The organism is Parasaccharibacter sp. TMW 2.1888 (assembly GCF_023167265.1).
In the GTDB taxonomy this organism is placed as follows: Bacteria; Pseudomonadota; Alphaproteobacteria; order Acetobacterales; family Acetobacteraceae; genus Bombella; species Bombella apis.
The window spans coordinates 416,697-442,693 of the sequence record NZ_CP030979.1; the positions used below are offsets into that span (position 1 = coordinate 416,697).

Consider the following 25,997-nt stretch of genomic DNA (forward strand, 5'->3'; position numbering starts at 1 on the left):
AAAGCTCAAGCAGCTTCCTGATCTTCTTTCTGAACAGGGCCGCTATCTTTGCCCTTGGCCTCGACATCACGCTCGACCAGCTCAATCACGGCCATGTCGGCATTGTCGCCATAGCGGACGCCAGCCTTCAGCACACGGCTGTAGCCACCTGCACGGCCTGCATAACGCTTGCTCAGCTCAGAAAAGAGCTTGGTGACGATGGCATCATCACGCAGCTGGGCAAAAGCCTGACGGCGTGCATGAAGTGTGCCACGCTTGCCCAGCGTGATCAGCTTCTCGACAACCGGGCGAAGCTCTTTGGCCTTCGGCAGAGTCGTGGAGATCTGTTCATGCTTGATGAGCGCAACAGCCATGTTGCGGAACATCGCAGCGCGATGAGTGGAGGTGACGCCAAGTTTACGTCCGCTCAGATTATGACGCATGTTGTTTCCCTAATCCTTCTACCCGAACTTCCCAGCCGGGGTTCTTAGAATGTCTCGTCGAGACGCCGGGCCAGATCTTCGATGCTCTCCGGCGGCCAGGCCGGGACATTCATCCCCAGCGAAAGCCCCATGCCTGTGAGCACTTCCTTGATCTCATTCAGCGACTTACGACCAAAATTCGGAGTCCGCAGCATTTCCTGCTCGCTCTTCTGCACGAGGTCGCCAATATACACAATATTGTCGTTCTTCAGGCAGTTTGCGCTACGCACGGAAAGCTCAAGCTCATCCACCTTACGCAGAAGGTGACGGCTGAACGGCAGATCATCCTGCGGCTCTTCATTCTGAACCGGACGCGGCTCATCGAAATTGATGAAGAGCTGAAGCTGATCCTGCATGATGCGGGCAGCCAGTGCCAGTGCGTCTTCCGGAGTGACGACTCCGTTTGTCTCGACACTCAGCAGCAGCTTGTCATAGTCGGTGACCTGTCCAACACGGGTCGGCTCCACCTTGTAAGACACACGCTGCACCGGCGAATAGATCGCATCAATGGGGATCAGCCCGATCGGTGCATCATCCGGACGGTTGGCAGAAGCAGGGACATAACCCTTGCCCATGTTCACCGTGAATTCCATGCCAAGCTTGACATCATCGTCAAGCGTGCAGATCACCAGCTCCGGATTCATGATCTCAATGTCATGGCCCGTCTGAATCTGCCCAGCCTTCACTTCTCCCGGCCCTGTTGCCGTGAGAAGCATACGCTTCGGGCCCTCACCATGCATGCGCAAAGCAAGCTGCTTCACATTCAGCACGATGTCGGTCACATCCTCACGCACACCCGCAACGGATGAGAATTCGTGAAGGACCCCGTCAATCTGGATGGCCGTAACAGCAGCACCCTGAAGGGAGGAAAGAAGAATACGACGCAGGGCGTTGCCCATCGTCAGGCCAAAGCCACGCTCAAGCGGCTCTGCAACGATGGTTGCCATACGGGAAGGAACCGGGCCGGGCTCGACTTCAAGCTTCTCCGGTTTGATGAGAGACTGCCAATTTTTCTGGAGAACCAAGATCATGGCCTTTCAAACAACGAAGCCCGCCACAGGATGGCGGTGCCAGGCCCGCACTGTCGTGCGGTACGAACTCACCAAGGTCAATCTGGCTGCACCATCCATTCGTGACAGCCAGACCTACCAGATTTTTGCGTCCAGATCAGACGCGGCGACGCTTGCGCGGACGGCAACCGTTATGCGGCACCGGCGTCATGTCGCGGATGGATGTGATCGTGAACCCGACAGCCTGAAGGGCACGCAGAGCGCTCTCACGCCCTGAACCAGGACCGGAAACCTCAATCTCCAGCGTTTCCATGCCGTGCTCGCGGGCCTTGCGCCCTGCATCCTCGGCAGCAACCTGAGCTGCATACGGGGTGGACTTGCGGGAGCCCTTGAAACCCTGTGCGCCGGAGGAGGACCAGGCGATGGCGTTGCCCTGGGCATCAGCAATCGTGATCATCGTGTTATTGAAGGTGGAAAGAACGTGAGCAACACCGGAAATGATGTTTTTACGTTCCTTCTTACGGATACGCGGTGCGGCAGCCTTGGCCATAGTATGCTTGTCCTATTAAATCTGCGATAGGGTGAAAGAAGCAGCGCCTATCAGCGCGTTGCCTTCTTCTTACCTGCAATGGCAACAGCCTTACCCTTGCGGGTACGGGCGTTGGTATGCGTACGCTGACCACGAACCGGCAGACCACGACGATGACGCAGGCCACGATAGCAGCCAAGGTCCATCAGACGCTTGATGTTCATCGCCGTCTCACGACGGAGATCACCCTCCACACGATAATCGCTATCGATCAGGTCACGAATCTTCGTCACCTCATCATCAGACAGCTCATTCACGCGCTTGGCATTGTCGATACCGAGCTTCTCACAGATAGCCTGTGCGCTCGAAGGACCAATGCCATAAACATAGCGCAGACCGATGACCACCCGCTTGTTGGTCGGAATGTTTACGCCGGCAATACGTGCCACGCCAATTCTCCCATCCACACGGCCCAAAGCCGTGTTTACAAAAATCTTTGTCTGACCGGACCATGGCCGCTCACCGGCGTCGGTCCCCAGAACGATTCCAGCCCCACCATCAGGGCCGTACGCTCACCTTATGCTGGGCGAATATACTGCCCTGCCAGACAAGTCAAACCATAAAGATCACTTTTTCGTGATCAGCTCATTCATTCAGGAGCCTGCCCGATCGAGAATGGCATCAATCGCCCTCCCGACTGTTTCGACATCCTGCATACCATCAATGCGGTTCAGACGACCGTTCTGCTCATAATAGGGCAGGATGGGGGCCGTCTGCTTCCGGTACATCTCCAGCCGGGCATGGATCACCTCAGGATGATCGTCAGCCCTGCGAGAGCCATCTTCATGCTGCCGTTCAGACAGACGCTTCACCAGCGCTTCCTCACTGACCTCCAGAAGAACGACTGCATCAATCTTAAGCCCCTGCTCCTTCAGCATGGAGTCCAGAATCTCTGCCTGGCTTTCAGTCCTCGGGAAACCATCAAGGATGACACCCTTTCCACAGTCAGGCTGAGCGATACGGTTTTCAATCATCTGAACGATGATCGGATCAGGAACAAAATGCCCCTTCTCCATCAACGCCTTCACCTCCACACCAATCGGTGACTGTGCCTTCACCTCGGCACGAAGCATGTCCCCTGTTGAGATCTGCTTCATGCCCCGGCTGTCTTCAAGACGTTTTGCCTGTGTCCCTTTGCCCGCACCCGGCGGGCCAAGAAGAATGATGTTCACCGTAAGTTCCTTCTTTCCTTGCCCGCCCGGCCACGGGCTCCCTTCCGGCCACGCTGCTTGCGGATGAGCCCCTGATACTGATGGGCCACCAGATGAGACTGGACCTGTGTGACCGTATCGATCGTCACGGAGACAATGATGATCAGACTGGTTCCCCCAAAATAGAACGGCACATTATATTTGTTGATCAGGAACTGCGGCAGCAGACAGACCAGCACCATGTAGGCGGCACCGATAGTCGTCAGCCTTGAGAGAATCCGGTCAAAATAACGGGCCGTATTCGCACCCGGCCGGATACCCGGTACAAAACCACCCTGCTTTCTCAAATTCTCAGCTGTCTCTTCAGGATTGAAGGTTACCGCAGCATAGAAATAGGAGAAAAAGACGATCATGAAGGCATAAAATGCCATGTAAAGTGGCTGCCCCTGGGAAAGCCACTGCCCGACATGCCCCAGAAATCCACCATTGTTATGCATGAAGCCTGACAGCGTTGCCGGCACCAGCAGAACGGATGATGCAAAGATCGGCGGGATGACCCCGGCTGTATTGACCTTCAGCGGCATGTGCGTGGAATCGCCACCATAAATGCGGTTACCCACCTGCCTCTTGGGATACTGGATCACGACACGCCGTTGTGCCTGCTCCATGAACACGATGAAGGCAATGACAGCCAGCGCCAGCAGCAGGAAAACCACGACAAAAACCGGAGACAGCGCGCCAGTACGTCCCAGCTCCAGCAGGCTCCCCAGTGCATGAGGCAGGTTGGCCACGATACCCGAGAAAATGATCAGGGAAATACCGTTCCCGATACCCCTGGAGGTTATCTGCTCACCCAGCCACATCAGGAACAGGGTTCCCGTTACCAGCATCACGACATAAGAGACGAGGAAAGTCGGACCCGGCGAGATGACAGCACTGAGCCCTGCCTGCGTGTGCATGCTGCTCAGTCCCATGGCAAAGCCATAGGCCTGCACGATGGCGATCAGCACCGTCAGATAACGGGTATACTGGTTCAGTTTTTTGCGCCCACTCTCCCCTTCTTTCTTCAGCGCTTCCATGGAAGGCAAAGCCGTGGAAAGAAGCTGGATGATGATGGATGCACTGATGTAGGGCATGATGTTGAGAGCAAAAATGGTCATGCGCCCCAAAGCGCCACCCGTGAACATGTCAAACATGCCCAGGATGCCACCCTGCTGCTCCCCAACAAGCTGCCCCAGCACAGAGGCATCAATCCCCGGAACCGGGATGAATGTTCCCAGTCGATAAACAATCAACGCACCCAGCGTGAACCAGATCCGTTTTTTCAGCTCCGTCGCCTTCGCGAAGGCACCCATATTCAGGTTACCGGCCAGCTGTTCTGCGGCAGAAGCCATCTCCCCGTCCTTTCATGAAAACAGCGCCACCGCACATCGTACGGGACGCTGTTCACTAGTTCACCGTCGTCCCAGCAGGCTGGGCAGGACAGGCTCAGGCTTCAGCCTGAGCATCCTTCTTTGCGGCCAGAACCTTCACAGAGCCACCGGCCTTCTCCACTGCAGCCACAGCAGCAGCAGAGGCACCGGACACTTCAAAGTTCACGCCTTGAGACAGTTCACCTTTTGCCAGAAGACGCACACCAGCAACCTTGCGGCTACCGACCAGACCAGCCTGGTACAGTGCTTCTTCCGTCACAGGAGCAGAGGCGGAAAGCTTGCCAGCCTCCAGAGCCTTGCTCACTGCACCGATATTCACCGCAGCATATTCCTTGCGGAAAATGTTGACGAAGCCACGCTTCGGCATACGGCGATAGATCGGCAGCTGACCACCCTCAAAGCCATTGATGGCCACGCCGGAGCGTGCCTTCTGACCTTTGTGACCCTTTCCGGAGGTCTTGCCCTTGCCGGAACCGATACCACGCCCGAGACGCTTCTTGTGATAGCGTGCCCCGGCGTTGTCGCGCAATTCATTCAGGTTCATATCAACCCTCCACCTTCACCAGGTGGGACACCTTGCGGATCATGCCACGGACAGAAGGGGTATCCTCCAGCTCACGGCTGGAACCGATGCCACGCAGGCCCAGCCCCTTCACCGTTTCCGCCTGACCCGGTTTGGAACCGATCACAGAAGCGATCTGCGTCACCCGGATTGTCTTGCCTTTTGTCTCAGACATTGGCAGCCTCCGTCTCTGACTGCTCACGACGTCCGAACAGCTCGAATGTCTTCTTGCCACGGCGGGCCGCAACCTGACGCGGGCTGCTTGCACGCTCAAGAGCGTTGAAAGCAGCTTTGATCATGTTGTGCGGGTTCCGGGTCCCGAGGCTCTTGGCAACAACGTCGCTGATGCCCAGGCTCTCGAAGACAGCACGGATCGGACCACCAGCGATGATCCCCGTACCAGCCTCAGCTGCACGAACGACAACCTCACCAGCACCGAAATGGCCCACTGCATCATGATGCAGAGTCCGGCCTTCTTTCATCGGTACACGGATCATGTTGCGACGGGCGCGCTCGGTTGCCTTACGAATGGCTTCCGGCACCTCACGGGCCTTACCAGCACCGTAACCGACACGACCCTTCTGGTCGCCAACAACGACCAGAGCCGCGAAGGCGAAACGCCGACCACCCTTAACAACCTTAGCGACACGGTTGATGGTTACCAGCTTGTCAACCAGCTCATCACCCTGCTCGCGCTCACGACCACCACGGCCGCCTTCTCTTGGCTCACGTGCCATGTGTGATCCTCCTTAGAAAGACAGCCCGCCCTCACGGGCAGCCTCTGCCAGGGCTTTCACCCGGCCATGATAGAGATAGGAGCCACGGTCGAACACGACTTCCTTGACCCCAGCCTTGACAGCGCGCTCGGCAACGAGCTTACCGATAACGGTAGCTGCTGCGATATTCGCACCCGTTTTACCGGCTTCACGAACACTCTTCTCAAGCGTAGAGGCGCTGGCCAGCGTAATTCCACGGGCATCGTCGATGACCTGGACGTGGATATTCTTGCTGGAACGGAAGACCGACAAACGCGGCCGGCCGCCGCTCTTGCGACGAAGCTGGAAACGCAGCCGCTTGCGGCGGCGTTCCTGCAATCCTTGCAGCGATGCCATTACTTCTTCTTACCTTCTTTCTGACGCAGAACTTCGGTCTCATACCGGACGCCCTTGCCCTTGTAAGGCTCGGGCTTGCGGAAGCTGCGGATATCCAGAGCTACCTGACCAACGCGCTGCTTGTCGTTACCTTCAACCAGAATGGCTGTCGGGCGGGGCGTCGTGATTTTCACATCGGACGGGATCGGATAGATCACATCGTGAGAGAAACCGAGGTTCATGACCAGATTGGAACCCTGAACAGCAGCACGGAAACCCGTACCCTGGATCTCAAGCCCCTTCTGGAAGCCCTCAGAGACACCTTTGATCATGTTGGCGAACACCGCACGGGATGTCCCCCACATCGTCCAGCTCTTGTTGGTACGACCACCCAGCGGAGACACGGTAACCTTGCCGTCGGCAATCTTCACATCAACATGAGAAGATACCGGCACGCTGAGCTCACCACGTTTACCCTTGACGCAGAACATACCGTCCTTGACAGCTGCTTCCACGCCTGCGGGGAGGTCAATAGGATATTTACCTACGCGAGACATATTCCCTCCTTAGAAGACGCGGCAGAGGATCTCGCCACCAACATTGGCAGCCCGAGCCTCGACGTCTGAAAGAACACCGCGCGGCGTGGAGAGGATGGAAACACCCAGACCAGCATAAACACGCGGCAGCTCTTTGATTTTGGAGTACACACGGCGCCCCGGACGGGACACGCGATGAATCTCGCGGATCACCGGCTGACCATCTGTGTACTTCAGCTCGATACGGAACTGGGAAATGCCCTTGCGGACTTCCTCGGTCGTGTAACCGCGGATATATCCTTCGCGTTTCAGTGCTTCAAGAACACTGGCACGCAGCTTGGACGCCGGAGCAACGCAGGCAGCATGGCGGGCACGCTGAGCGTTACGGACCCGGGTGAGCATATCACCCAAAGGATCAGACATAGACATTCAGACTACCCTTTTACCAGCTGGACTTGACCATGCCGGGGATCTGCCCCGTAGAAGCAAGGTCACGCAGAGCAATACGGCACAGTTCAAACTTGCGGTAGTTCCCACGGGGACGACCGGTCAGTTTGCAACGCAGGCGCACACGGGTCTGGGACCCATTACGCGGCAGCTTGGCCAGTTTAAGTGTCGCTTCGAAGCGCTCCTCCATGGAGAGAGAGCGGTTCTTGATAGTATTTTTGAGAGCGGTCCGCTTTTCAAGGTCACGCTGCGCCATGGCAGCACGACGATTATTACGGTTCACCGCAGAGACTTTCGCCATCTCGAATCTTCTCCCGGAACCTGTCAGGCCTATCCCGACGGTTTTCCAATCACCGGACTTGTAACGGAAACTCCCCCCTCATGTGAAGGGGGAAAGTCCATTTTCCCGTGATTGATACGAAAAATTGTCGCTCAGGACACGAACGGCAGATCAAATGCCTTCAGAAGAGCCTTCGCTTCTTCATCAGTTTTTGCCGTTGTCACAAAGATGATGTCCATACCACGGATGGCATCAACCCTGTCATAATCAATTTCCGGGAACACGATCTGCTCTTTCAGACCCATAGCAAAATTGCCACGGCCATCAAAGCCCTTGTTCGCCGGAAGACCGCGGAAGTCACGGATACGCGGCATGGCGATCGTCACCAGACGATCCAGGAACTCGTACATGCGAGCCTTGCGCAGCGTTACCTTACAACCGATCGGCAGCCCTTCACGAATACGGAAGCCCGCAACAGCCTTGCGTGCCACAGTCTTGACCGGCTTCTGACCAGAGATCAGAGCCATCTCTTCAACAGCGGCATCCAGCTTCTTCTGGTCAGCAGCAGCCTCACCGACCCCCATGTTCAGGACAATTTTCTCCAGTTTGGGGATCTGCATGTCGCTCTTATACCCGAACTGCTCACGCAGCTTGGCGCGGAGCTTGTCCTGATATTCCTGCTGCAGACGGGGCAGAACGGCACTCTTGTTATCGCTCATCGTTCGCTCCTCAGCCTTCGATCACTTCGCCGGTCACCTTGGCAACACGGACCTTGCGACCATCTTCCAGAACACGGAAACCAACACGGGTCGGCTTACCACTCTTCGGGTCGATCAGCTTCAGATTGGACAGATGAACAGGCATCTCACGCTCGATGATGCCGCCACCCTCGCCCATACGGTTCGGCTTGGAGTGGCGCTTGGCAACAGCCACGCCACGCACCACAGCCTTTTCCACCTTCGGCAGAACGGAAAGGACTTCCCCACGCACACCGCGGGAACGCCCTGTCAGGACCAGAACCTGATCACCTTTTTTGATACGTGCAGCCATTACAGCACCTCCGGAGCCAGGGAGATGATCTTCATGAACTTGCGGGCACGCAGCTCACGAACAACCGGGCCAAAAATACGCGTACCAATCGGCTCCTGCTGCTTGTTCAGCAGGACAGCAGCGTTCCGGTCAAAGCGGATGGCGGAGCCATCTGCACGACGCACCGGGTAAGATGTGCGAACGATGACAGCCTGATGGACGTCACCCTTCTTCACCTTCCCGCGGGGAATTGCTTCCTTGACGGATACGACAATGATGTCGCCGACCGAGGCGGTCTTCCTCTTGGAGCCACCCAGCACTTTGATGCACTGCACCCGACGTGCACCGGAGTTGTCAGCTACGTCAAGGTTGGTCTCGGGATGAATCATGTGTCTACCCCCTTATGCGCCGACAGAAGTCGAAGCGGCCTCGGCAACATCGACTCCATTACGGGAAACGACCGTCCACGTCTTACGCTTGGAGAGAGGTGCGCACTCAACGATGCGGACCACATCACCAACCTTGCATGCATTGGCGCCATCATGCGCTGCATACTTCTTGGAACGGCGGATAAACTTTTTATAGAGCGGATGCATGACACGACGATCAACAAGAACGGTCACCGTCTTGTCCATCTTGTCACTTGTCACCCGCCCTGTCAGGACGCGCCTGGGCATCGTCCGTCTCCTCTCAGGACTTGGCGGCGGACGTTTTTGCGCCCGCACGGTTCTTCGACTGGTTCAGCAGTGTCTTGATGCGGGCGACAGCACGACGCACGATCCTGACACGGCTGGTGTTCTCGGACTGGCCTGTAGCCGCAGAGAAACGCTGGTTGATCTGCTCACGCTTCAGATCCAGCAGGAGAGCCTTGAGCTCATCCTCGCTCTTTGCGCGCAGCTCGGCAACCTTATAGGTCGTCTCAGCCATTCTCAAGCCTCCCCGATACGCTGAATGAACTTGGTCTTGATCGGCAGTTTTGCAGCTGCCAAGCTAAGAGCCAAGCGAGCAACCTCCGGCGGCACCCCTTCAATTTCGAAGAGGATACGACCCGGCTTCACACGGGCTGCCCAGTACTCGGGGTTACCTTTACCGGAACCCATACGCACTTCTGCCGGCTTTGTCGAGACCGGAGTGTCAGGAAAAATACGAATCCAAACACGTCCGGCACGCTTCATGGCACGCGTGATGGCACGACGGGATGCCTCGATCTGACGAGCCGTGATACGCTCAGGCTCCAGAGCCTTCAGACCATACGCACCGAAATTCAGCTGCGTACCGCCCTTGGCCATCCCATGAATGCGGCCCTTGTGGGCCTTACGAAACTTTGTCCGCTTTGGAGAAAGCATGATTTTCTATCCTCACATCAAGCACCTCGGATAAAAGACGGGGGAAGCCCCCCGCCCCTTAACGCTGAGGAGCCTGCTCCGCAGCACGACGGTCCTGGGCCATCGGGTCGTGAGCCAGGATCTCACCCTTGAAGATCCAGACCTTCACGCCGCAGGAACCGTAAGTGGTGTGCGCTGTAGAAGTCCCATAGTCGATGTCGGCACGCAGCGTATGCAGCGGTACACGACCCTCACGATACTGCTCGTCACGAGCGATCTCGGCGCCACCAAGACGTCCACTGCATGTCACGCGGATACCCTGGGCACCCAAACGCATTGCAGACTGGATGGAGCGCTTCATCGCACGGCGGAAGGCCACACGGCGCTCCAGCTGCTGGGCGATGTTGTCTGCCACCAGAGTCGCATCGATTTCCGGCTTGCGGATCTCGACAATATTCAAAGCGACATCAGCCTTGGCCATGGCGCTGAGGGTCTTGCGCAGGGCATCAATGTCCTGACCCTTTTTGCCGATGATCACGCCAGGACGTGCGGCGTAGATCGTCACACGAGGCTTCTTGGCAGGACGTTCGATGACCACACGGGAAACACCAGCACCCGAAAGCTTCTTGCGCAGGAAAGAGCGCAGCTTCAGATCCTCATGGAGCAGACGGGCATAATCCCCGCCTGCATACCAGCGGCTGTCCCATGTACGATTGACACCGAGCCGAAGCCCGATCGGATTAACCTTATGTCCCATAGATCAGGCTGCCTTCTGCTCTTTTGAGTTCTTGCCGGCCTTCGGAGCTTCCTCAGCTTCAGCGCGCTCAGCAACAACAATCTTCAGGTGGCTGAAAAACTTCTCAACACGAGCAGAACGACCACGGCCCCGTGCATGGAAGCGCTTCATCACGATCGACTTGCCAACCTCAGCAGTCTTCACCACCAGCTTGTCAACATCAAGCTGATGATTGTTTTCTGCATTGGCCACGGCACTCTCAAGAGCCTTCTTGACCTGCTGGGCGATACGGCGACGGGAGAACGTCAGCGCAGCGATTGCCTTGCCTGCCGGCTGGTTGCGGATCGTGGCAGCAACCAGATTCAGCTTGCGTGGGCTGACACGGATGTTGCGGGCAACAGCCTGTGCCTCTGTATCAGCCAGGGTACGGATATGCTTAGGCTTACTCATGCTCAGCCTCGCTTCGACTTCTTATCGGAACCATGACCGGTATAAGTACGGGTGGGTGAGAACTCACCAAACTTATGACCGACCATATGCTCCGTCACCTGCACAGGCAGGAACTTCTGACCATTATAGACGCCGAACGTCAGCCCGACGAACTGCGGCAGGATGGTGGAACGACGGGACCAAATCTTGATCACCTCATTCCGGCCCGATGCACGGGCCTTCTCAGCCTTGCCAAACAGATACCCGTCGACGAACGGGCCTTTCCAGACGGAACGTGCCATCTTCTATGCCCCTCTCTTACTTGCCGGTTTTACGACGACGGATAATCAGGCTGTCCGTCTTCTTGTTGGTACGGGTCTTGTAGCCCTTGGTCGGCACACCCCACGGTGTGACAGGATGACGGCCACCAGAGGTACGACCCTCACCACCACCATGCGGATGGTCGACGGGGTTCATGACCACACCACGGTTGTGTGGACGACGCCCCATCCAGCGACGACGACCTGCCTTACCAAAGTGCTGGTTCATGTTGTCCGGGTTGGAAACCGCACCAACAGTTGCCATGCACTCGGCACGCACGATACGCAGCTCACCGGACTGCAGCTTGATCTGTGCGTAACCGGCATCCTTGCCAACGAGCTGGGCATAGTTGCCAGCCGAACGGGCCAGCTTGCCACCAGCACCGGGCTTCAGCTCGATGTTGTGGATGATCGTACCAACCGGCATGGAAGCCAGCGGCATGGCGTTGCCCGGACGGACGTCAGCATGATGGGCAGCAACCACACGGTCACCAGCCTTCACGCGCTGCGGAGCCAGGATATAGGCCAGCTCACCATCCTCATAGCGGACCAGTGCGATGAAGGCCGTACGGTTCGGGTCATATTCCAGACGCTCGACCGTGCCGACAACATCGAACTTGCGACGCTTGAAATCAACATAACGGTAGGACTGCTTGTGCCCGCCGCCACGGAAGCGCACGGTTGTACGCCCGTAGTTGTTACGGCCACCAGTCTTGTTCTTGCCTTCCGTAAGCTGCTTGACGGGCTTGCCCTTCCAGAGCTCGCTCCGGTCAATCAGCACGGTACCACGAGTGCTTGGTGTCGTGGGATTAAAGTGCTTCAATGCCATGGTATCTTACCCCGCGCCTCAACCAAGCTTCGCTGTGAGGTCAATTGACTGACCTTCAGCAAGCTGGACATACGCCTTCTTGATGTCAGAACGGCGACCCGGACGACCTTTGACGCGCTTTGTCTTACCTTTCTGGATCAGGGTGCTGACACCAGCCACCTTGACGTTGAAAAGCTTCTCGACAGCGACCTTGATCTGCGGCTTCGTTGCTTCCAGAGCCACCTTGAACACAACCTGGTTCTTCTCAGAAGCCATGGTTGCCTTTTCAGTGATCAGCGGTGCACGCAGCACATCAAACAGAGCTTCCTGAGACAGGCCAGCAGCCGCCTTGCGTGCATTCAGAACTGTTTTCGTTGTCATGCCAGACGCTCCTTGAGACCCTCAAGAGCAGCGTGGGTAATCACCAGCACATCATGCTTGAGAATATCATAAACATTTGCCCCGATCGTGGGCAGGAGATCAATCTTGGGCAGATTGGCAATCGCACGGGCAAACGGCTGGTCAGCAACCTGATCCACGATCAACGCAGACGAGCAGCCAAGAGCCTTCAGACGGGCAGCAGCCTCACGGGTCTTCTCAACGCCAGCCAGATCCTTCAGGATGATCAGCTTGCCTTCAGAAGCCTTCTGGGAAACGGCAGAGCGCAGCCCGAGACGACGCACCTTCTTGGGGAGGTCGAAACCATGATCACGGGCGACCGGACCATGCACAACACCACCGGTACGGAACTGCGGAGCTCTCAGAGAGCCCTGACGGGCAGAACCTGTCCCCTTCTGGCGATACGGCTTCTTGGTTGTGCCAGAAACGACACCCCTGCCCTTTGTTGCGTGTGTGCCAGCACGACGTTTGGCAAGCTGCCAGTTCACGACGCGGGCCATGATGTCCTTGCGGGGAACAATCCCGAAAATCTCTTCCGGCAGTGCGATTTTACCGGCACTTCCGTTTTCGAGGGTTTTGATATCGTATTCCATATCCCTCACCCGGCGGCCTCAACGGTCGCTGCCGGATATGGCGCGTCCGCATTACGGGCCTTCTTGATTGCATCGCGAACCAGAACAACACTGTTCTTGGCACCTGGGATAGCACCGCGCACCATGATCAGGTTACGCTCTTCATCCACAGCAGCAATTTCGAGGTTTTGTGTTGTCACGCGCTTGTCACCGAGGTGACCAGCCATCTTCTTGCCCTTGAAGACCTTGCCAGGATCCTGGCGCTGACCTGTAGAGCCGTGAGAACGGTGACTGATGGACACGCCGTGTGTCGCCTCAAGACCGGCAAAGTTGTGGCGCTTCATGACACCAGCAAAACCTTTACCCTTGCTGCGGCCCGTGACATCCACTTTCTGACCAACCACGAAATGGGCAGCAGAAAGCTTCGTCCCCGGTTCCAGCAGGGCATCCTCTGCCACACGGAACTCGGCCAGCTTCTTCTTGGGCTCAACCTTCACACGGGCAAAATGCCCACGGTTCGCTTTTGTGACGTGCTTGGCCTTTGCAGCCCCCATACCAAGCTGGACAGCCGTATAGCCATCACGCTCCTGTGTACGGGCATCCACAACCTCGACAGCATCAAGGTGCAGCACCGTCACCGGCACATGTGTGCCGTCTTCTTTAAAGAGCCGGGTCATCCCCAGCTTTTTTGCAATCAATCCGGTACGCATCGTCTGGACCTTAGAGTTTAATCTCGACATCTACGCCAGCGGCGAGATCGAGCTTCATGAGGGCGTCCACGGTCTGCGGGGTCGGCTCGACAATGTCGAGCAGCCGGCGGTGCGTTCTCATTTCGAACTGCTCGCGGCTCTTCTTATCCACATGCGGTGAACGATTCACAGTAAACCGGGCAATATGCGTCGGCAGGGGGATGGGACCCCGAACCCGCGCACCCGTACGCTTCGCCGTATTGACGATCTCTTTCGTGCTGTTATCCAGCACGCGATGATCATACGCTTTAAGGCGAATGCGGATGTTCTGGTCGTCCATGATTTCACTTCATCCTTAATAAACCGGATGCCGTCCTACTGCATTTCTCCTAGAAATGGAACCCCGGCCGAAAAAAATTCGACCGGGGCACCAGATTCCGAAGTCAGCAGGGACTTAGGCGCTGATGGAAGCCACCACGCCGGCACCCACTGTACGGCCACCTTCACGAATAGCGAAGCGGAGACCTTCGTCCATGGCGATCGGAGCAATCAGCTCGACATCCATGGTAGCATTATCACCCGGCATCACCATCTCGGTGCCTTCCGGCAGGGTCACAACACCCGTCACGTCCGTCGTACGGAAGTAGAACTGCGGACGATAGTTGGTAAAGAACGGCGTATGACGGCCACCCTCTTCCTTCGTCAGGATGTAGGCCTCAGCCTTGAACTTGCTGTGCGGGGTGATGGTGCCCGGCTTTGCCAGAACCTGACCGCGCTCAACATCTTCGCGCTTCGTGCCACGCAGCAGAGCACCGATGTTGTCACCGGCTTCACCGCGATCCAGCAGCTTGCGGAACATCTCGACGCCCGTAACTGTCGTCTTGACGGTAGGACGCAGACCAACGATCTCGACCTCGTCACCGACGTTGACTTCACCACGCTCGACACGGCCAGTCACAACCGTACCACGCCCGGAGATGGAGAACACGTCTTCGATCGGCATCAGGAACGGACGGTCAACCGGACGCTCCGGCTGCGGGATGTAGCTGTCAACAGCCTTCATCAGCTCCAGGATGGCTTCCTTGCCCTGCGCCGGGTTACCATCTTCCAGAACGGCCAGAGCAGAACCCTTGACGATGGGGATATCGTCACCAGGGAAGTCGTAGGAGGACAGAAGCTCACGAACTTCCATCTCCACCAGCTCCAGCAGCTCCGGATCGTCAACCTGGTCAACCTTGTTCAGGAAGACCACCAGAGCCGGCACACCGACCTGACGGGCCAGCAGGATGTGCTCACGTGTCTGCGGCATCGGGCCGTCAGCAGCGGAGACAACCAGAATGGCGCCATCCATCTGGGCCGCACCGGTGATCATGTTCTTCACATAGTCAGCGTGGCCGGGGCAGTCCACGTGAGCGTAGTGACGGTTTTCCGTCTCATACTCAACGTGAGCTGTGGAAATCGTAATACCACGAGCGCGCTCTTCAGGAGCCTTGTCGATCTGGTCATAAGCACTGAAGGTTGCACCACCGGTCTCAGCCAGTGTCTTTGTGATTGCAGCCGTCAGCGTGGTCTTACCATGGTCAACGTGACCAATCGTGCCGATGTTAACATGCGGCTTTGTACGCTCAAATTTAGCCTTTGCCATCGTCTCTCTCCAAAACCTTGACCCACAGGGGCCAGAGGTATGACTGAAACTTCATGCTGGCCACTCTGGAAACCAGAAAATGGCCAGAAGCCTTATTACCGGTAAAAATTACCAGCGATAATGACTGAATGCCTTATTGGCTTCAGCCATACGGTGAGTGTCTTCCCGCTTCTTGACGGCTGCACCGCGGTTGTTCACCGCGTCCATCAACTCATTGGAAAGACGGTCCTGCATGGTGTTCTCACCACGCTTGCGGGACGCCTCAATCAGCCAGCGGATAGCCAGCGCCTGACGGCGTTCTGCACGAACCTCTACCGGAACCTGATAGGTCGCACCACCAACACGGCGGGAACGGACCTCAACGGCCGGCTTTACATTATCCAGTGCTGAGTGGAACATGGCCACCGGGTCCGCAGAAGACCCGCCACGCTTACGCAGCACTTCCAGCGCTCCATAAACGATGCGTTCAGCAGTAGATTTCTTACCATCATACATCAGCGCATTCATGAAGCGCGTAATGACGGCATCTCCGAATTTTGGATCGGGAAGGATCTCACGCTTGACAGCGCGATGACGGCGACTCATTCCAAATACCCCTTATTTCGGCCGCTTTGCGCCATACAGCGAACGGCGCTGACGGCGTTTTGCGATACCCTGCGTATCCAGCACACCACGAAGAATGTGGTAACGCACACCGGGAAGATCCTTCACGCGACCACCGCGGATCAGAACAACGCTATGCTCCTGGAGGTTGTGCCCCTCACCCGGAATATAGCTCACCACCTCATACCCGTTGGTCAGACGCACCTTGGCGACCTTACGCAGGGCGGAGTTCGGTTTTTTCGGCGTTACAGTATAAACACGTGTGCAAACACCACGCTTCTGCGGACATCCCTGCAGAGCAGGAACCTTGTTCCGCTTTGCGGCCGGCTCACGGCCCTTTGCGATCAACTGGTTGATGGTCGGCATGCGCCCTTCCCAATCCTTGTCCATATGCTGACGGGGAAACCCCCGCCACGACATTCCGTTCTAACCGACATGCGGCTGAACCGCCTGTCTTCGCACGATTGCACAGAAGAAAGGAAAGAATCTTCCCTCCTCCAAAGCTACTTGCCTCTGGACTTAACCTTTTTTTCCAAGAAACAAAAGTAGTGCCAGATGCTATTTTTTATTCTGGGACGATTCCTTCACCTTAACAGGCGGGAACTGTCTAAGGCGCGGACCCTAAGTTGGGTTGGCCCGAGAGTCAAGCCTCTCTGCCATAACAGAGAGGCTTGACCCCAGAATTCCTCACTCAGCAGCGTCTTCCACCTCAGCTCTCCCCTTATCGAGACGAGCCGGGGCCTGGTCTGCTGCAAGATTACGCAGACGCCGCATGGCACCGCCCGTCCCTGCCGGGATGAGACGGCCCACGATCACATTCTCCTTCAGGCCACCAAGCGTATCGATTCTGCCAGATGTGGCAGCATCGGTAAGCACACGCGTGGTCTCCTGGAAGGAGGCCGCAGAGATGAAGGACTGCGTCTGTAGAGACGCCTTGGTAATACCCTGAAGGATCGGCATGGCCTTTGCCGGCTCACGCCCCTGCTCCAGAAGCATCCTGTTGTCCCGCTCGAACTCGATCCGGTCCACAGTCTCACCAATGAGATAGGTGGAATCACCCGGCTCCAGAACCTCAACCTTCTGCAACATCTGGCGGACGATCACTTCAATATGCTTGTCGTTGATCTTCACGCCCTGCAGGCGATAGACGTCCTGAATCTCATTGACCAGATAGTCGGACAGGGCTTCCATCCCCATGACCTTGAGGATGTCATGCGGCACACGGGGACCATCGACCAGCGGGTCACCCTTCTGGACAAAGTCACCTTCCTGCACGGAAATGTGCTTGCCTTTGGGTATCAGGTAATCCGTCCGCTCACCCGTCTCGTCATTATGTACGATGACACAACGCTTCGACTTGTAGTCCTTGCCGAACTCGATGCGGCCATCACCTTCGGCGATGATCGCATGGTCCTTCGGACGGCGGGCTTCGAACAGCTCGGCCACACGTGGCAGACCACCGGTAATGTCACGGGTCTTGGAACCCTCGCGCGGAATACGGGCCAGCACATCACCGGCATGGACCACGGCCCCATTCTCCACAGACAGAATACTGTCAGGAGACAGGAAGTAGCGGGCCTCGTTGCCATTGGCGAGACGGACCACATTGCCATCCGCATCCTTGAGCTGGAGGCGGGGACGCAGATCAACACCCTTGGCGGCCTGCTTATAGTCCACGACAACACGTGAGGTCAGACCGGTCACCTCGTCAACCCGCTCGACCAGCGTGATGCTGTCGATCAGGTCCTGATATTCGACCGTCCCAGCCTGCTCCGTGATGATCGGCAGCGTGTAGGGATCCCACTCTGCCATCTTGTCACCACGCTTGACCTCCTGCCCTTCGGACACCATCAGGCGGGCACCGTAAGGCACACGGTAGCGGGCCTTCTCCGCCCCGGTTTCGTCAATCAGCAGAATCTCACAGTTCCGGGACATGACCACAGGAACGTTCTGGGAATTCTGGACGACGTTGCGGTTACGGATGGTCACCTTGCCGTCACGGAAGGCCTCGACCATGGACTGCTCGGCACCACGGGTCGCCGCACCACCAATGTGGAAGGTACGCATCGTCAGCTGCGTTCCCGGCTCACCGATGGACTGGGCAGCGATCACGCCAACGGCTTCACCGATGTTGACCGGCGTACCACGGGCCAGATCACGGCCATAACAATGAGCGCAGATGCCCGCCTTGCTGTCACAGGTCAGGACGGAGCGAATTTCCACCGCTTCAATCCCGGCACCTTCGAGCATCTCGACATCAGCTTCTTCCAACAGACGGTTGCGCTCCAGCAGTTTCTCACCCGTCATCGGATGGAACACATCCTGGGACAGGGTCCGCCCGAGGGCACGCTCTGCCAGAGAAGCCACGACCTCACCGCTATCCGTCACCGCACGGACAACGAGGCCACGCTCGCTACCGCAATCAGTTTCGGTAATGATGCAGTCCTGCGCCACGTCGACAAGACGACGTGTCAGGTAACCAGAGTTGGCGGTCTTCAGCGCCGTATCAGCCAGCCCCTTACGGGCACCATGGCTGGACGTGAAGTAATCAAGAACTGACAGACCTTCTTTAAAGTTGGCCACAATCGGCTGCTCGATGATCTCACCAGACGGCTTCACCATCAGGCCGCGCATACCGGCAAGCTGCTTCATCTGGGCCGGTGACCCACGGGCCCCGGAATGGCTCATCATCCAGACAGAGTTTGTCGGCTTGCCCGGTACCTGCTTGGAAATCTCCTTGAGCATGGCCGCCTGCACTTCATCCGTACAGCGGGACCAGGCATCCACCACCTTGTTATAGCGCTCGCCAGCGGTGATCAGACCTTCCTGATACTGCTGCTCGAACTCCTTCACCTCTTCGGTGGTTTTGTTGACCAGAGTGGTCTTTTCGGCTGGAACGATCATGTCGTCCTTGCCGAAGGAGATGCCAGCCTTGGCAGCGTGGCGGAAACCAAGAGCCATGAGACGGTCACAGAAAATGACAGCCTCTTTCTGCCCGCAGTGACGATACACGGTATCAATCACGTCGGACACCAGCTTCTTCGTCAGCTGACGATTGATCAGGCTGAACGGAATGGCCGGATGCTTCGGCAGGATCTGGGCAATCAGGGCGCGACCCGGTGTCGTCAGGATCATCTGACGGACCGGCTTGCCTTCCTCATCCTGAGCATCCAGACGCAGACGGATCTTGTCATGAAGCTTCAGCGCACCGGAAAGCAGGGCCGCCTCAATCTCGGCCACAGCCGCATAGGCAGGCGGAGCCGCCTTGATGACCTTGCCATCCTTGATCTCGGCTTCATCCGGCGTCAGACGGTACTCGGGCACCTCGAGGCTCAGATAGTACAGGCCAAGCACGATGTCCTGGGAAGGCACAATGATCGGCTTGCCGTTGGCCGGGCTGAGGATGTTGTTGGTGGACATCATCAGCACACGGGCTTCCAGCTGGGCTTCCAGCGAAAGCGGTACGTGCACGGCCATCTGATCACCGTCAAAGTCCGCATTGAAGGCGGTGCAGACCAGCGGGTGCAGCTGGATGGCCTTGCCTTCCACGAGGCTCGGCTCAAACGCCTGGATGCCGAGACGGTGCAGGGTCGGCGCACGGTTCAGCATCACCGGATGTTCACGGATGACCTCTTCGAGGATATCCCAGACTTCCGGACGCTCTTTCTCGACCATCCGCTTTGCGGCCTTGATGGTCGTGGCGTGCCCGTACTTCTCCAGCTTGGAATAAATAAAGGGCTTGAACAGCTCCAGCGCCATCTTCTTGGGAAGACCACACTGATGCAGCTTCAGCTCCGGCCCCACCACGATCACGGATCGGCCGGAATAGTCAACACGCTTGCCGAGCAGGTTCTGACGGAAGCGGCCCTGTTTCCCCTTCAGCATGTCGGACAGGGACTTCAGCGGACGCTTGTTGGCCCCGGTGATGGCACGGCCACGGCGGCCATTGTCGAACAGCGCATCAACGGCTTCCTGCAGCATGCGCTTTTCATTGCGGACAATGATGTCCGGCGCACGCAGCTCGATCAGCCGCTTCAGACGGTTGTTACGGTTGATGACACGGCGATACAGGTCATTCAGGTCGGAGGTGGCGAAACGCCCACCATCCAGCGGCACGAGCGGACGCAGCTCCGGCGGAATCACGGGCACGATGTCCATGATCATCCATTCCGGACGGGCACCACTCTCGACGAAGGATTCGACCATCTTGAGGCGTTTGACCAGCTTCTTGCGGGCTGCCTCGGATGTCGCCTTGCGCAACTTCTTGCGCATGACCGTCTTTTCCGAATCGCCGTCCATCACCTCGGCGTCGTAATCGAACGGATCCGGCTCGCCACGCTCCCGGGCAGCACGGCTCAGCTCGGCCTCCTGAGCGTTCGGCAGACCCCAGTCATAGCTGGACAGCGCACGCTTGATGGCCTCGGCACCGATACCGACATCCAGACCGTCATCAGCGAATTCATCCATCAGCTCTTCGCAACGGATTTCATCCAGCAGATACTGGTCACGACGCTTGCCGTGCTTGTAGGACTCGACCTGATCGGACTCGCAGACGCCCTTGTCGAGCACTAGGAACTTCTCGAAATACAGGACCGGCTCAACATCCTTGAGCGGCAGGTCCAGCATCGTGGCAATGCGGCTCGGCAGGGACTTCAGGAACCAGATGTGAGCGACAGGTGAAGCAAGGTCGATATGGCCCATCCGCTCACGGCGGACCTTGGCCAGCGTCACCTCGACACCGCACTTCTCACAGACGATCCCACGGAACTTCATCCGCTTGTACTTGCCACAGAGGCACTCGTAATCCTTGGTCGGACCAAAAATCCGGGCACAGAACAACCCGTCACGCTCCGGCTTGAAGGTACGGTAGTTGATCGTCTCCGGTTTTTTGATCTCGCCATAGGACCATGAGCGGATCTGCTCACTGGAGGCGAGCTGGATGCGGATCTGGTCAAACGTGCCTGACTGACCAGACTGACCCAGAATCTTCATGAGTTCGTTCATTTGCCGAAACCCCACTGTGCCGGGCGGCGTCCCGCCGGCACGTTAAACATGAACAATGAAGAAGAAGCGGAAAGCACTGCCCTCACAGCCCTCCCTGCTCAAGTTCGACATTCAGACCAAGCGACTTCAGTTCCTTCACCAGAACGTTGAAGCTCTCTGGAATACCAGCTTCAAAGTCGTCCTGTTCACGAACGATCGCCTCATACACCTTCGTCCGGCCGGACACATCGTCCGATTTCACCGTCAGCATTTCCTGCAGCGTGTAGGCAGCACCGTAAGCCTCCAGTGCCCAGACCTCCATCTCACCGAAACGCTGACCACCGAACTGGGCCTTACCACCAAGCGGCTGCTGGGTGACCAGCGAGTAAGGACCGATCGAGCGGGCATGAATCTTGTCATCAACAAGGTGATGCAGCTTCAGCATGTAGATGTAGCCCACCGTGGACTGACGCTCGAACTTCTCGCCCGTACGCCCGTCGATCAGCTGGGACTGACCACTCTCGCTGACACCAGCCTTCTTCAGCATCTCCTCGATGTCAGGGATGGAGGCACCATCAAACACCGGAGTTGCGATCGGCACGCCCTTGCGCAGGTTGTTGGCCAGCTCGATCAGCTGATCGTTGTCCATCGTGGCGATATCTTCATTGAAGATCTTCTCACCATAGACATCTTTCAGACGGTCCAGCAGCTCCTGCCGACGCTCACCCGTGCGCTGATATTCATCAACCATCGCACCGATGCTCTGGCCGATATTGGCACAGGCCCAGCCCAGATGCGTCTCCAGAATCTGCCCCACATTCATGCGGGACGGCACGCCCAGAGGATTCAGCAGCAGATCAACCGGCTGACCATTCTCGAGGAACGGCATGTCCTCGACAGGAACGACACGGGACACCACACCCTTGTTACCGTGACGGCCAGCCATCTTGTCACCCGGCTGAAGCTTGCGCTTCACGGCAATGAAGACCTTGACCATCTTCATCACACCAGGCGGCAGCTCGTCACCACGCTGGAGCTTCTCGACCTTGTTGTCGAAGCGGTTGTTGATGCGCTTGATGGCACCATCAAACTCACGGCACAGCGTTTCCAGCTCGGCCATGACGGCCACGTCGGCAACAGGAATATTGCGCCACGTCACACGGGGATGCTCACCCAGCAGCTCGGCCGTGATCGGTGTGCCAGCCCGCACGCCCTTGAAGCCTGCAGCAGCTTCCTGCCCGACCAGACGCTCCTTGAGGCGGTTGTAGAAACTGCGCTCCTGGATGGCACGCTCGTCATCACGGTCCTTGGCCAGACGCTCGATCTCGGCCCGCTCGATGGCCATGGCACGCTCGTCCTTGTCCACACCACGGCGGGAGAAGACACGGACATCAACCACCGTCCCGCTCGTGCCCGGGGGCAGCTTGAGGGAGGTGTCACGTACATCAGAAGCCTTTTCACCGAAGATGGCACGCAGAAGCTTTTCTTCCGGTGTCATCGGGCTTTCACCCTTCGGCGTCACCTTGCCGATCAGGATGTCACCCGGATTGACCTCGGCACCGACATAGACAATGCCGGCCTCATCAAGGTTGCGCAGGGCTTCCTCACCGACATTCGGGATGTCACGGGTGATTTCTTCCTGACCCAGCTTGGTATCACGGGCCATGACCTCGAACTCTTCAATGTGAATTGAAGTGAAGATGTCATCCCGGGCGATACGCTCGGAGATCAGGATGGAGTCCTCGAAGTTGTACCCGTTCCACGGCACGAAGGCCACGAGCACATTACGGCCCAGAGCCAGCTCACCCAGTTCGGTGGACGGACCATCAGCGATGATGTCACCGGCAGCGACCAGATCGCCAACCTTCACCAGCGGACGCTGATTGAGGCAGGTAGACTGGTTGGAACGCATGTATTTGCGCAGACGGTAGATGTCCACGCCCTGGGTGGCCCCCTGCTCGTCCGTCGCACGGATCACGATACGGGCACCATCCAGCTGGTCCACCACACCGCCACGCTTGGCAATGATGGTCGCACCAGAGTCGTGCGCCACAGGGCCTTCCATGCCGGTACCGACCAGCGGGGCATCAGCCTTCACCAGCGGCACGGCCTGACGCTGCATGTTGGAACCCATCAGCGCACGGTTGGCGTCGTCGTTTTCCAGGAACGGAATAAGCGCAGCAGCCACGGAAACCAGCTGCTTCGGCGACACGTCACAGGCGGTAACCTGTTCCGGCGGCACAAGACGGAAGTCACCGGTCTGGCGGACAGCCACCAGCTCATCCGTCAGACGATTGTCGCTCTGCTTGGCATCGGCCTGCGCCACCAGCAGGCGTTCTTCCTCCATGGCGGAGAGATACTTCCAGCCGTCCTGGAAAACGCCATCCTTCACCAGACGATACGGCGTCTCGATGAAGCCGTACTTGTTCACCTTGGCATAAGTGGCCAGGGAGTTGATCAGACCGATGTTCGGCCCTTCCGGCGTCTCGATCGGGCAGATACGGCCATAATGGGTCGGATGAACGTCACGGACTTCAAAGCCTGCACGCTCACGGGTCAGACCGCCCGGACCAAGGGCCGACAGGCGACGTTTATGTGTCACCTCGGAGAGCGGATTGGTCTGATCCATGAACTGGCTGAGCTGGGAGGAACCGAAGAACTCACGTACGGCAGCAGCAGCAGGCTTGGCGTTGATCAGGTCATGCGGCATGACCGTGTCAATATCGACAGAGCCCATACGCTCACGGATGGCGCGCTCCATACGCAGCAGACCGATGCGATACTGGTTCTCCATCAGCTCGCCGACGGAACGGACACGACGGTTGCCGAGGTTGTCGATATCATCGACCTGACCACGACCATCCTTGAGGTCGCAGAGGATCTTGACCGTCCGCAGGATGTCTTCCTTGCGCAGCGTCCGCAGCGTATCGGGCGCATCCACATCCAGCCGCATGTTCATCTTTACACGGCCAACGGCAGACAGGTCATACCGGTCCTGCGAGAAGAACAGACCATGCAGCATGGCTTCTGCTGTCTCACGGGTCGGCGGCTCACCAGGGCGCATGATGCGATAAATATCGATCAGCGCCTCTTCCCGCGTGGTGTTCTTGTCCGCCATCAGGGTGTTGCGGATCCACGGGCCATGCGTCCCGTCAATTGCGAGAAGCGGAAGCTCCTTCAGGCCCAGCTCTTCCAGCTCGGCCAGTTTCTCTTCCGTCAGCTCCTCGCCAGCCTCGGCATAGATTTCACCGGTCTTTTCATTGACAAGGTCATGGGCAATGAAGCGACCCAGAATATCCAGACGCCCCACCTGCACAACACGGGTCTTCTCGGCGATCTTGCGAACGACACGGGCTGTCAGTTTGGTCTCGGCATCTGCCACAACCTCGCCGGTATCAGCATCCACCAGCGGGCTGAGCAGCTTCAGGCCACGGAAGGCATCCGGCTCAAACGGGCGGGCCCACTCGCCACCCATGCGGGTGAAGGGCACGACATCGTAGAAAGTGGAGAGAATCTCGTCCTCATCCATACCGGCAACTTCAAGTGTATCGACGTCACCACCCTCGGCCAGCTTGGCTTCACGAGCCTTGAGGTAATTGTCACCTTCCAGTGCATAGAGCAGCGTGGTAACCGGCAGCTTGCGCTTGCGGTCGATGCGGACATGGATGATATCCTTGGCATCGAACTCGAAATCGAGCCAGGAACCACGGTAAGGGATGATACGGGCAGCAAAAAGATACTTCCCGGAAGAGTGTGTCTTGCCCTTGTCGTGATCGAAGAACACGCCGGGACTACGATGCATCTGGGAAACGATGACACGTTCCGTCCCGTTGATGATGAAGGTCCCGTTGTCTGTCATGAGCGGCATGTCGCCCATATAGACCGGCTGCTCCTTCAGGTCGTGAATGGAGCGGGTCCCCGTATCCTCGTCAATATCCCACGTTGTCAGACGCAGAATGACCTTCAGCGGGGCCGCATAGGTCAGGCCACGCTGGATGCACTCTTCCACATCGTATTTCGGTTCTTCGAATTCATAATACTGGAAATCCAGCCGCCCACGGCCAGCAAAATCATGAATCGGAAAAACTGAACGGAACACCTCCTGAAGGCCAGCCGGCTCCCGGCTGTCGGGGCGCACATTCATCTGCAGGAAAGCTTCATAGGAAGCCCGCTGCACGTCAATCAAATTAGGCATCGGCGCAATTTCGGGAATGCGCCCGAAGCTCTTGCGGATCCTCTTACGCCCTGTGAACGATTTTGTGATCGCCATCTTATCCTGCCTCTGAACCAGACCTTCAAGTCGTCCGCTATGTGACCATCCCATTAACCCCATGGAATATCAGACGACTTGAACGGCTGGCTTAATCCTGTCTATGACGCGTGACGGAATGCCTTACTATAGACAACTTCCCTGTCAACGGCAAATGGGGCGGGCACCATAAAGCACCCGCCCACTCGCTCCAACGGCTCCCCCAAAGGGGACCGCATGGATACAGCTCTTACTTGATCTCGACGGTAGCGCCGTTCTCTTCCAGAACCTTCTTGATCTTCTCGGCCTCGTCCTTCGTGGCGCCTTCCTTGATGGTCTTCGGAGCGCCCTCGACCAGGTCCTTGGCTTCCTTCAGGCCCAGACCCGTGATGCCACGGATTTCCTTGATGACGTTGATCTTCTTGTCACCAGCCTTGGCCAGAACAACATCGAACTCTGTCTTCTCGGCAGCAGCTTCACCACCAGCAGCCGGAGCAGCAGCAACAGCAGCAACCGGAGCAGCAGCGGAAACGCCCCACTTCTCTTCGAGCAGCTTGGACAGCTCGGCAGCTTCCAGAACGGAGAGAGCGGACAGTTCGTCAACCAGTTTTGCCAGATCGGCCATGATAATATCCTCTAAGATGCGTAAA

General features: G+C 57.4%; 33 protein-coding genes. All 33 read right to left on the reverse strand.

Features of this window, described 5'->3' with window-relative positions:
- Positions 1 to 5: 5 nt before the first annotated feature.
- Complete coding sequence (gene rplQ, locus DTQ13_RS01905; protein WP_043557864.1) at positions 6 to 422, reverse strand: 50S ribosomal protein L17; 417 nt, start codon at positions 420 to 422, stop codon at positions 6 to 8.
- Positions 423 to 466: 44 nt separating this feature from the next.
- Positions 467 to 1,486 (reverse strand): DNA-directed RNA polymerase subunit alpha, encoded by a 1,020-nt coding sequence (locus tag DTQ13_RS01910; RefSeq protein ID WP_248460977.1) that lies wholly within the window; start codon positions 1,484 to 1,486, stop codon positions 467 to 469.
- Positions 1,487 to 1,628: 142 nt separating this feature from the next.
- On the reverse strand, positions 1,629 to 2,021 hold the full coding sequence (gene rpsK / locus DTQ13_RS01915) for a 30S ribosomal protein S11 (RefSeq protein ID WP_043557862.1): 393 nt from the start codon (positions 2,019 to 2,021) through the stop codon (positions 1,629 to 1,631).
- Positions 2,022 to 2,071: 50 nt separating this feature from the next.
- Entirely contained in the window at positions 2,072 to 2,449 is a 378-nt protein-coding gene (gene rpsM / locus DTQ13_RS01920) for a 30S ribosomal protein S13 (protein WP_043558318.1), read from the reverse strand.
- A 204-nt stretch (positions 2,450 to 2,653) separates the two neighbouring features.
- Positions 2,654 to 3,232 carry an adenylate kinase gene (locus DTQ13_RS01925; protein WP_248460979.1) on the reverse strand — a complete coding sequence of 193 codons (579 nt, stop codon included), beginning with the start codon at positions 3,230 to 3,232 and terminating at the stop codon, positions 2,654 to 2,656.
- Entirely contained in the window at positions 3,229 to 4,605 is a 1,377-nt protein-coding gene (gene secY, locus DTQ13_RS01930; protein WP_043557860.1) for a preprotein translocase subunit SecY, read from the reverse strand. The genes DTQ13_RS01925 and secY overlap by 4 nt, the downstream gene beginning before the upstream one ends.
- A 94-nt stretch (positions 4,606 to 4,699) precedes the next feature.
- Positions 4,700 to 5,188 (reverse strand): 50S ribosomal protein L15, encoded by a 489-nt coding sequence (gene rplO, locus DTQ13_RS01935; protein WP_043557858.1) that lies wholly within the window; start codon positions 5,186 to 5,188, stop codon positions 4,700 to 4,702.
- A 1-nt stretch (position 5,189) separates the two neighbouring features.
- Positions 5,190 to 5,381 carry a 50S ribosomal protein L30 gene (rpmD, locus tag DTQ13_RS01940; protein WP_043557856.1) on the reverse strand — a complete coding sequence of 64 codons (192 nt, stop codon included), beginning with the start codon at positions 5,379 to 5,381 and terminating at the stop codon, positions 5,190 to 5,192.
- Positions 5,374 to 5,943, reverse strand: a complete 570-nt coding sequence (gene rpsE / locus DTQ13_RS01945; RefSeq protein ID WP_043557855.1) for a 30S ribosomal protein S5 — start codon at positions 5,941 to 5,943, stop codon at positions 5,374 to 5,376. Before rpsE ends, rpmD begins: the two co-directional genes overlap by 8 nt.
- Positions 5,944 to 5,955: 12 nt before the next feature.
- Positions 5,956 to 6,318 (reverse strand): 50S ribosomal protein L18, encoded by a 363-nt coding sequence (gene rplR / locus DTQ13_RS01950; protein WP_043557853.1) that lies wholly within the window; start codon positions 6,316 to 6,318, stop codon positions 5,956 to 5,958.
- Positions 6,318 to 6,854 carry a 50S ribosomal protein L6 gene (gene rplF / locus DTQ13_RS01955; protein ID WP_043557852.1) on the reverse strand — a complete coding sequence of 179 codons (537 nt, stop codon included), beginning with the start codon at positions 6,852 to 6,854 and terminating at the stop codon, positions 6,318 to 6,320. The genes rplR and rplF overlap by 1 nt, the downstream gene beginning before the upstream one ends.
- 9 nt (positions 6,855 to 6,863) lie before the next feature.
- Entirely contained in the window at positions 6,864 to 7,262 is a 399-nt protein-coding gene (rpsH, locus tag DTQ13_RS01960) for a 30S ribosomal protein S8 (RefSeq protein ID WP_043557850.1), read from the reverse strand.
- A gap of 13 nt (positions 7,263 to 7,275) precedes the next feature.
- Positions 7,276 to 7,581 carry a 30S ribosomal protein S14 gene (gene rpsN / locus DTQ13_RS01965; RefSeq protein WP_043557849.1) on the reverse strand — a complete coding sequence of 102 codons (306 nt, stop codon included), beginning with the start codon at positions 7,579 to 7,581 and terminating at the stop codon, positions 7,276 to 7,278.
- Positions 7,582 to 7,712: 131 nt separating this feature from the next.
- Positions 7,713 to 8,279 (reverse strand): 50S ribosomal protein L5, encoded by a 567-nt coding sequence (gene rplE / locus DTQ13_RS01970; protein WP_043557848.1) that lies wholly within the window; start codon positions 8,277 to 8,279, stop codon positions 7,713 to 7,715.
- Between the two features lie 10 nt (positions 8,280 to 8,289).
- A complete protein-coding gene (gene rplX / locus DTQ13_RS01975; protein ID WP_081562857.1) occupies positions 8,290 to 8,610 on the reverse strand; it encodes a 50S ribosomal protein L24 in 321 nt (106 codons plus the stop codon).
- Positions 8,610 to 8,978 carry a 50S ribosomal protein L14 gene (rplN, locus tag DTQ13_RS01980; RefSeq protein ID WP_043557844.1) on the reverse strand — a complete coding sequence of 123 codons (369 nt, stop codon included), beginning with the start codon at positions 8,976 to 8,978 and terminating at the stop codon, positions 8,610 to 8,612. The genes rplX and rplN overlap by 1 nt, the downstream gene beginning before the upstream one ends.
- A 12-nt stretch (positions 8,979 to 8,990) precedes the next feature.
- Positions 8,991 to 9,266: a 30S ribosomal protein S17 gene (rpsQ, locus tag DTQ13_RS01985; protein WP_043557843.1), complete on the reverse strand. Its 276-nt coding sequence runs from the start codon at positions 9,264 to 9,266 to the stop codon at positions 8,991 to 8,993.
- A 13-nt stretch (positions 9,267 to 9,279) separates the two neighbouring features.
- Positions 9,280 to 9,516: a 50S ribosomal protein L29 gene (gene rpmC, locus DTQ13_RS01990; RefSeq protein WP_043557842.1), complete on the reverse strand. Its 237-nt coding sequence runs from the start codon at positions 9,514 to 9,516 to the stop codon at positions 9,280 to 9,282.
- Positions 9,517 to 9,518: 2 nt separating this feature from the next.
- Complete coding sequence (rplP, locus tag DTQ13_RS01995) at positions 9,519 to 9,935, reverse strand: 50S ribosomal protein L16 (protein ID WP_043557840.1); 417 nt, start codon at positions 9,933 to 9,935, stop codon at positions 9,519 to 9,521.
- A gap of 58 nt (positions 9,936 to 9,993) precedes the next feature.
- Positions 9,994 to 10,671: a 30S ribosomal protein S3 gene (rpsC, locus tag DTQ13_RS02000; RefSeq protein ID WP_043557839.1), complete on the reverse strand. Its 678-nt coding sequence runs from the start codon at positions 10,669 to 10,671 to the stop codon at positions 9,994 to 9,996.
- A 3-nt stretch (positions 10,672 to 10,674) separates the two neighbouring features.
- On the reverse strand, positions 10,675 to 11,100 hold the full coding sequence (rplV, locus tag DTQ13_RS02005) for a 50S ribosomal protein L22 (RefSeq protein WP_043557837.1): 426 nt from the start codon (positions 11,098 to 11,100) through the stop codon (positions 10,675 to 10,677).
- Between the two features lie 2 nt (positions 11,101 to 11,102).
- Positions 11,103 to 11,381 carry a 30S ribosomal protein S19 gene (rpsS, locus tag DTQ13_RS02010; protein WP_043557836.1) on the reverse strand — a complete coding sequence of 93 codons (279 nt, stop codon included), beginning with the start codon at positions 11,379 to 11,381 and terminating at the stop codon, positions 11,103 to 11,105.
- Between the two features lie 16 nt (positions 11,382 to 11,397).
- The gene (gene rplB, locus DTQ13_RS02015) at positions 11,398 to 12,228 is read right to left on the reverse strand and encodes a 50S ribosomal protein L2 (RefSeq protein ID WP_081562856.1); all 831 of its coding nucleotides are present in this window, start codon (positions 12,226 to 12,228) and stop codon (positions 11,398 to 11,400) included.
- Positions 12,229 to 12,246: 18 nt separating this feature from the next.
- Positions 12,247 to 12,543 (reverse strand): 50S ribosomal protein L23, encoded by a 297-nt coding sequence (locus DTQ13_RS02020; protein ID WP_181005181.1) that lies wholly within the window; start codon positions 12,541 to 12,543, stop codon positions 12,247 to 12,249.
- Between the two features lie 41 nt (positions 12,544 to 12,584).
- Positions 12,585 to 13,199 (reverse strand): 50S ribosomal protein L4, encoded by a 615-nt coding sequence (gene rplD, locus DTQ13_RS02025; protein WP_043557831.1) that lies wholly within the window; start codon positions 13,197 to 13,199, stop codon positions 12,585 to 12,587.
- Between the two features lie 5 nt (positions 13,200 to 13,204).
- Positions 13,205 to 13,888 (reverse strand): 50S ribosomal protein L3, encoded by a 684-nt coding sequence (gene rplC, locus DTQ13_RS02030; protein ID WP_043557830.1) that lies wholly within the window; start codon positions 13,886 to 13,888, stop codon positions 13,205 to 13,207.
- A 10-nt stretch (positions 13,889 to 13,898) separates the two neighbouring features.
- Positions 13,899 to 14,207 carry a 30S ribosomal protein S10 gene (gene rpsJ, locus DTQ13_RS02035; protein ID WP_018980179.1) on the reverse strand — a complete coding sequence of 103 codons (309 nt, stop codon included), beginning with the start codon at positions 14,205 to 14,207 and terminating at the stop codon, positions 13,899 to 13,901.
- A 114-nt stretch (positions 14,208 to 14,321) separates the two neighbouring features.
- Positions 14,322 to 15,512: an elongation factor Tu gene (gene tuf, locus DTQ13_RS02040; protein ID WP_043557828.1), complete on the reverse strand. Its 1,191-nt coding sequence runs from the start codon at positions 15,510 to 15,512 to the stop codon at positions 14,322 to 14,324.
- Between the two features lie 108 nt (positions 15,513 to 15,620).
- Positions 15,621 to 16,097, reverse strand: coding sequence for a 30S ribosomal protein S7 (rpsG, locus tag DTQ13_RS02045; protein ID WP_043557827.1), 477 nt, complete (start codon positions 16,095 to 16,097; stop codon positions 15,621 to 15,623).
- Between the two features lie 12 nt (positions 16,098 to 16,109).
- Complete coding sequence (gene rpsL / locus DTQ13_RS02050; protein WP_023979007.1) at positions 16,110 to 16,481, reverse strand: 30S ribosomal protein S12; 372 nt, start codon at positions 16,479 to 16,481, stop codon at positions 16,110 to 16,112.
- Positions 16,482 to 16,802: 321 nt separating this feature from the next.
- On the reverse strand, positions 16,803 to 21,119 hold the full coding sequence (gene rpoC, locus DTQ13_RS02055) for a DNA-directed RNA polymerase subunit beta' (RefSeq protein ID WP_043557824.1): 4,317 nt from the start codon (positions 21,117 to 21,119) through the stop codon (positions 16,803 to 16,805).
- A gap of 82 nt (positions 21,120 to 21,201) precedes the next feature.
- The gene (rpoB, locus tag DTQ13_RS02060) at positions 21,202 to 25,368 is read right to left on the reverse strand and encodes a DNA-directed RNA polymerase subunit beta (protein WP_043557823.1); all 4,167 of its coding nucleotides are present in this window, start codon (positions 25,366 to 25,368) and stop codon (positions 21,202 to 21,204) included.
- Positions 25,369 to 25,597: 229 nt separating this feature from the next.
- Positions 25,598 to 25,972, reverse strand: a complete 375-nt coding sequence (gene rplL / locus DTQ13_RS02065; RefSeq protein ID WP_043557822.1) for a 50S ribosomal protein L7/L12 — start codon at positions 25,970 to 25,972, stop codon at positions 25,598 to 25,600.
- Positions 25,973 to 25,997 lie beyond the last annotated feature (25 nt).

What these genes read in the sequence shown, in the direction of transcription:
- rplQ (WP_043557864.1), bottom strand. Translation starts at nt 422, where the DNA reads ATGCGTCATAATCTGAGCGGACGTAAACTTGGCGTCACCTCCACTCAT.
- rpsK (WP_043557862.1), bottom strand. Translation starts at nt 2,021, where the DNA reads ATGGCCAAGGCTGCCGCACCGCGTATCCGTAAGAAGGAACGTAAAAAC.
- secY (WP_043557860.1), bottom strand. Translation starts at nt 4,605, where the DNA reads ATGGCTTCTGCCGCAGAACAGCTGGCCGGTAACCTGAATATGGGTGCC.
- rplO (WP_043557858.1), bottom strand. Translation starts at nt 5,188, where the DNA reads ATGAACCTGAATGAATTGCGCGACAACGCCGGGGCACGCTATCACAAG.
- rpmD (WP_043557856.1), bottom strand. Translation starts at nt 5,381, where the DNA reads ATGTCTGAGACAAAAGGCAAGACAATCCGGGTGACGCAGATCGCTTCT.
- rpsE (WP_043557855.1), bottom strand. Translation starts at nt 5,943, where the DNA reads ATGGCACGTGAGCCAAGAGAAGGCGGCCGTGGTGGTCGTGAGCGCGAG.
- rplR (WP_043557853.1), bottom strand. Translation starts at nt 6,318, where the DNA reads ATGGCATCGCTGCAAGGATTGCAGGAACGCCGCCGCAAGCGGCTGCGT.
- rplF (WP_043557852.1), bottom strand. Translation starts at nt 6,854, where the DNA reads ATGTCTCGCGTAGGTAAATATCCTATTGACCTCCCCGCAGGCGTGGAA.
- rpsH (WP_043557850.1), bottom strand. Translation starts at nt 7,262, where the DNA reads ATGTCTATGTCTGATCCTTTGGGTGATATGCTCACCCGGGTCCGTAAC.
- rpsN (WP_043557849.1), bottom strand. Translation starts at nt 7,581, where the DNA reads ATGGCGAAAGTCTCTGCGGTGAACCGTAATAATCGTCGTGCTGCCATG.
- rplE (WP_043557848.1), bottom strand. Translation starts at nt 8,279, where the DNA reads ATGAGCGATAACAAGAGTGCCGTTCTGCCCCGTCTGCAGCAGGAATAT.
- rplX (WP_081562857.1), bottom strand. Translation starts at nt 8,610, where the DNA reads ATGGCTGCACGTATCAAAAAAGGTGATCAGGTTCTGGTCCTGACAGGG.
- rplN (WP_043557844.1), bottom strand. Translation starts at nt 8,978, where the DNA reads ATGATTCATCCCGAGACCAACCTTGACGTAGCTGACAACTCCGGTGCA.
- rpsQ (WP_043557843.1), bottom strand. Translation starts at nt 9,266, where the DNA reads ATGCCCAGGCGCGTCCTGACAGGGCGGGTGACAAGTGACAAGATGGAC.
- rpmC (WP_043557842.1), bottom strand. Translation starts at nt 9,516, where the DNA reads ATGGCTGAGACGACCTATAAGGTTGCCGAGCTGCGCGCAAAGAGCGAG.
- rplP (WP_043557840.1), bottom strand. Translation starts at nt 9,935, where the DNA reads ATGCTTTCTCCAAAGCGGACAAAGTTTCGTAAGGCCCACAAGGGCCGC.
- rpsC (WP_043557839.1), bottom strand. Translation starts at nt 10,671, where the DNA reads ATGGGACATAAGGTTAATCCGATCGGGCTTCGGCTCGGTGTCAATCGT.
- rplV (WP_043557837.1), bottom strand. Translation starts at nt 11,100, where the DNA reads ATGAGTAAGCCTAAGCATATCCGTACCCTGGCTGATACAGAGGCACAG.
- rpsS (WP_043557836.1), bottom strand. Translation starts at nt 11,381, where the DNA reads ATGGCACGTTCCGTCTGGAAAGGCCCGTTCGTCGACGGGTATCTGTTT.
- rplB (WP_081562856.1), bottom strand. Translation starts at nt 12,228, where the DNA reads ATGGCATTGAAGCACTTTAATCCCACGACACCAAGCACTCGTGGTACC.
- rplD (WP_043557831.1), bottom strand. Translation starts at nt 13,199, where the DNA reads ATGGAATACGATATCAAAACCCTCGAAAACGGAAGTGCCGGTAAAATC.
- rplC (WP_043557830.1), bottom strand. Translation starts at nt 13,888, where the DNA reads ATGCGTACCGGATTGATTGCAAAAAAGCTGGGGATGACCCGGCTCTTT.
- rpsJ (WP_018980179.1), bottom strand. Translation starts at nt 14,207, where the DNA reads ATGGACGACCAGAACATCCGCATTCGCCTTAAAGCGTATGATCATCGC.
- tuf (WP_043557828.1), bottom strand. Translation starts at nt 15,512, where the DNA reads ATGGCAAAGGCTAAATTTGAGCGTACAAAGCCGCATGTTAACATCGGC.
- rpsG (WP_043557827.1), bottom strand. Translation starts at nt 16,097, where the DNA reads ATGAGTCGCCGTCATCGCGCTGTCAAGCGTGAGATCCTTCCCGATCCA.
- rpsL (WP_023979007.1), bottom strand. Translation starts at nt 16,481, where the DNA reads ATGCCGACCATCAACCAGTTGATCGCAAAGGGCCGTGAGCCGGCCGCA.
- rpoC (WP_043557824.1), bottom strand. Translation starts at nt 21,119, where the DNA reads ATGAACGAACTCATGAAGATTCTGGGTCAGTCTGGTCAGTCAGGCACG.
- rpoB (WP_043557823.1), bottom strand. Translation starts at nt 25,368, where the DNA reads ATGGCGATCACAAAATCGTTCACAGGGCGTAAGAGGATCCGCAAGAGC.
- rplL (WP_043557822.1), bottom strand. Translation starts at nt 25,972, where the DNA reads ATGGCCGATCTGGCAAAACTGGTTGACGAACTGTCCGCTCTCTCCGTT.